This window comes from Fulvivirga aurantia (genome assembly GCF_009711475.1).
Taxonomy (GTDB): domain Bacteria; phylum Bacteroidota; class Bacteroidia; order Cytophagales; family Cyclobacteriaceae; genus Fulvivirga; species Fulvivirga aurantia.
The window spans coordinates 1-3007 of sequence record NZ_SMMD01000465.1 but is presented as its reverse complement, the minus strand read 5'-3'; the positions used below and the strand labels follow the sequence as shown (position 1 = coordinate 3007).

The window sequence follows — 3007 nt, the reverse complement described above, 5'->3', positions numbered from 1 at the left end:
GACTCTAATTTATTGAGCGTTTTTAGTTTTTCGATGCTAAGTCCTTCAAACTTTCTGGATATATCCCAGAGAGTATCCCCGGGTTGCACGGTATACATTTTAGAGCCATCTGCCGAGGTCATTATTTTAGGGCTCATCTGAACATGGGCAGGTTGATATCCCGGTTTTTGCCAGATAGATAATCTCTGACCTATACGAATTGTATTGCCACTCAAATTATTCCAATGTCTGATGTCAGAAATTCTGACTTTATATCTCTCGGCTATTGTACCCAGCACATCGCCACTTCTAACAATATGTGTGAATTTTTCTCTGCCATAAGTGCTGCCTATTCCATTGGTGGCCAATTGTTGCAATTCCGTTCTGCCCACTTTAGAAGCACTATCGAGGATAGTTACTCTAGTGTCGGTCAATAATTCTTTTATATCAGTAGGCACACGCAGCGGCATACCTTTACTTGTTTCTGGAATTACACCTCTCTTGAGCCCCGGATTGAGCTTTTTAAGATCATCTATGCAGAGATTCAATTGGTTAGCAAAGGTCTCGAGGTGTAGGTAATTCTTGATGTGAAGCGTGTCAACGTCCATGCTAAACTCCAAATCTTCTTGTTGAAAATTGTGCTCCTCTGCATAATTTAAAACATAAATCATGGCAACAAATTGTGGCAGGTAGGATCTCGTTTCACGGTATAGGTAAGGATAAATGTCCCAAAAAGACTTCTTATAGCCCGATCGTCTTATAGCTCTTCTGATGTTTCCAGGGCCGGTGTTATAAGCAGAAATCGCAAGTTCCCAGTCGCCAAACATGTTGTAAAGTTGCTTAAGATAGCGACAAGCTGCCTCGGTAGATTGTTCCGGATCCATCCGTTCATCGATGTACCAGTCCTGATGAAGGCCAAAATAACGCCCGGTGGATGGCATAAACTGCCACAAGCCTACAGCTCGTGCACTTGAGACAGCTGAAGGATTGAGACCAGACTCTATAATGGATAGGTACTTCAGCTCATCTGGGAGGTCGTATTTTTTTAAATACTTTTCAAACAAAGGGAAGAATACATTTTTCCTTTTGATGATCATTTTGGTATACTCACGATCTTTTACAGCGAAGTAATTGACAAACGCGTGTACTCTTGTGTTATAATTTAGGGGAATTTCACTGTTTAAGCAGCTTAACCTATCTGCTATTAAATCAAAATTAGCATCTCCTGGAATGTATTCGTAATCAGACTCTACAAAGTAATAAGTGGTAGAATCTGTCTTGAGTGTATCAGAGAAGGTGCTGGCGAAAGCATTCTGAGCCAGCTGAATCAGCAAAAAAACTAAAAAGATGTTTTTCATACTCAAGTTGATTTTTAAAATAAGTTGTGTGAAACTTAACCTATGCCACTATAGCTTATGAAGTTACGCAAAGGCTAGATAACCAACGTAACTTTAATTATTAAGATTCATTAGATGCTTTGAAAAAGCCAGTAATTTCCCCTCTTCAAAATCGTTAGCAACCGCCTGAAGACCAATCGGCATGCCTTCTTCATCTGACCCAGTAGGTATCGAAATTGCAGGAAGACCAGCAACAGAGGCCTGAACAGTATATAAATCTGCCAGATACATTTCTAAAGGATTTTTAGTGTGTTCGCCAATTTTAAAGGCCGTTGTAGGTGTTGTAGGTGCTAAAATAAAATCAAAGTCATTTAAAATAGCTTTGGTCTGCTCTCTGATTATTCTACGGACTTTTTGTGCTTTGTTATAATAAGCATCATAATAACTGGCACTCAAAACGAAGGTTCCGAGCATAATTCTTCTTTTTACCTCAGCCCCAAAACCTTCTGATCGGGTCTTTTTATACATCGCCTCAAGGTTTGCCGGGGTAGGGGTTCTGTAGCCAAATTTCACACCATCGTATCTCGATAGGTTAGAGCTTGACTCGGCTGTGGTAAGAATGTAATAAGTTGGAAGAATATATTCAAGTGTAGGCAGACTTACCGCTTCCACCTCATGACCAGCTTTTTTTAATAGAGATAACTTTTCTTCTAAATGCTGTTTAATTTTCGGATCAAGTCCCTCAGCTTCCAGTGTTTCTTTGATGTAAGCGATCTTAATTTTGCCTTTTATTTCTAGCTGCTGACTATAGACTGGCACTTCTTTTTGAGAAACCGTGCTGTCAAAATCATCTTTGCCTGCGATTACTTCTAGCGTAATGGCTGCATCTTCTACACTTTTTGTTAATATGCCAATACAATCAAATGATGATGCATAGGCGATAAGACCATGTCGGGAAATACGTGAATAAGTCGGTTTTAAGCCAAAAATTCCACAAAAAGCTGCGGGTTGCCTTACTGACCCTCCAGTATCTGAGCCAAGAGAAACCAGGCATGTGTCTGCCTGCACGGCTACTGCCGAACCACCAGAAGAACCACCCGGTACTCGATTTTCATCCTGTGCATTTAAAGTGCTGCCAAAAGCTGAGTTTTCATTAGAGGAGCCCATACCAAATTCGTCACAATTGTTGCGACCAATAATAATGGCGTCTTCATCAAGAAGTCGCTGTACGGCAGTACCGGTATATTGTGACTTATAGCCTTCTAGTATATTACTCGCGGCTTGCAAGTGATGGTTTTCAAATGCCAGAACGTCTTTTGTAGCAACGACCATTCCGGCCAGTTTACCGGCAGTACCATTAGCAAACTTCTTATCAATTTCTCGAGCTAGTGCTTTTGCTTCGTCAGCATACACTTCCAGGTAAGCATTTAGATGCTTACTTTTCTCGATATTATTAAGATAGTAATCTACTAACTCTACACAGGTGAGCGAGCCATCTTTTAAATCTTGCTGAATAAGATTTAAAGAAGTGTATGTTTTCAAGATTAGTGGCTTTTTTTATCATCTTCAGCAACAGAAGATGACTCATCTATATCTTTTTTGATTTCTTTAGTGGCGTCTTTAAATTCTCTTATACCGCGACCAAGACCACGTGCCAATTCAGGAATTTTCTTAGCCCCAAAAAATATCAA

Annotated in this window: 3 protein-coding genes; all 3 read right to left on the bottom strand. The window is 40.1% G+C overall.

The features are described 5' to 3' along the window. Positions 1–1337: lytic transglycosylase domain-containing protein (locus tag E1176_RS03115; RefSeq protein WP_155209119.1), on the bottom strand; the 1337-nt coding region annotated here is incomplete at its 3' end. A 93-nt stretch (positions 1338–1430) separates the two neighbouring features. Continuing rightward, a complete protein-coding gene (gene gatA, locus E1176_RS03110; protein ID WP_155209118.1) occupies positions 1431–2858 on the bottom strand; it encodes an Asp-tRNA(Asn)/Glu-tRNA(Gln) amidotransferase subunit GatA in 1428 nt (475 codons plus the stop codon). 2 nt (positions 2859–2860) lie between these two features. Then, positions 2861–3007, bottom strand: a 147-nt coding sequence (locus E1176_RS03105; RefSeq protein ID WP_155209117.1) for a Sec-independent protein translocase subunit TatA/TatB, incomplete at its 5' end; no start/stop codon positions are given.